Here is a 1,518-nt window from a genome sequence, read left to right as displayed (position 1 = left end):
GGGGATCCGCCGGCAGGCGCTGGCCGGGCCGGGGGAGAGGGCGACGGCGGCGCAGCACGCCAAGGGCAAGCTGACCGCGCGGGAGCGGATCGCGCTGCTGCTGGATCCCGGTTCCTTCCACGAGGTGGAGCAGTTGCGCCGGCACCGGGCCACCGGGTTCGGTCTGGAGGAGAAGAAGCCCTACACCGACGGGGTGGTCACCGGCTGGGGCACGGTGGAGGGGCGCACGGTCTTCGTCTACGCGCACGACTTCCGGATCTTCGGCGGGGCGCTGGGCGAGGCGCACGCCACGAAGATCCACAAGATCATGGACATGGCCATCGCGGCCGGCGCGCCGCTGGTCTCGCTCAACGACGGCGCCGGCGCCCGCATCCAGGAGGGCGTGAGCGCGCTGGCCGGCTACGGCGGCATCTTCCAGCGCAACACCCGGGCCTCCGGGGTGATCCCGCAGATCTCGGTGATGCTGGGCCCGTGCGCGGGCGGCGCCGCCTACAGCCCGGCCCTGACCGACTTCGTGTTCATGGTCCGCGACACCTCGCAGATGTTCATCACCGGCCCCGACGTGGTCCGGGCGGTCACCGGCGAGGAGATCACCCAGAACGGCCTGGGCGGCGCGGACGTGCACGCCGAGACCTCCGGGGTGGCCCACTTCGCCTACGACGACGAGGAGACCTGCCTGGCCGAGGTGCGCTACCTGCTGTCCCTGCTGCCGGCCAACAACCGGGAGAACCCGCCCCGGGTGGCGGCCGCGGACGCCCCCGACCGGCGCGGCGAGGCGCTGCTGGACCTGGTCCCGGCGGACGGCAACCGCCCCTACGACATGGCCCGGGTGATCGAGGAGATCGTCGACGACGGCGAGTACCTGGAGGTCCACGAGCGCTGGGCCCGCAACGTCATCTGCGCCCTGGCCCGCCTGGACGGCCAGGTCGTCGGGGTCATCGCCAACCAGCCCCAGGTGCTGGCCGGGGTGCTGGACATCGCCGCCTCGGAGAAGGCCGCCCGCTTCGTGCAGATGTGCGACGCCTTCAACATCCCCCTGCTCACCCTGCTGGACGTGCCCGGCTTCCTGCCCGGCGTGGACCAGGAGCACGGCGGCATCATCCGGCACGGCGCCAAGCTGCTGTACGCCTACTGCAACGCCACCGTGCCGCGCATCAGCCTGATCCTGCGCAAGGCCTACGGCGGGGCGTACATCGTGATGGACTCCCAGTCCATCGGCGCGGACCTGACCTATGCCTGGCCCACCAACGAGATCGCGGTGATGGGCGCCGAGGGCGCCGCGGGGGTGATCTTCCGCCGGCAGATCGCCGCCGCGGAGGACCCGGAGGCGATGCGGCAGAAGATGGTCAAGGAGTACAAGGCGGAGCTGATGCACCCCTACTACGCGGCCGAGCGCGGCCTGGTCGACGACGTGATCGACCCGGCCGAGACCCGCGCGGTCCTCATCCGCTCGCTGGCCATGCTGCGGACCAAACACGCCGACCTGCCCTCCCGCAAGCACGGCAACCCACCCCAGTA

The 1,518-nt window shown here is 71.7% G+C and carries 1 protein-coding gene; it reads left to right on the top strand.

What is annotated here, in order from left to right; all coding sequences use genetic code 11:
• Positions 1–4: 4 nt before the first annotated feature.
• Positions 5–1,518, top strand: a 1,514-nt coding sequence (locus ACZ56B_RS32845) for an acyl-CoA carboxylase subunit beta (protein WP_468798754.1), incomplete at its 3' end; no start/stop codon positions are given.

It is taken from the genome of Streptomyces sp. NPDC034670, assembly GCF_055574875.1.
The sequence above is the reverse complement of the archived record's forward strand: the minus strand, read 5'-3'. Positions and strand labels throughout refer to the sequence as shown.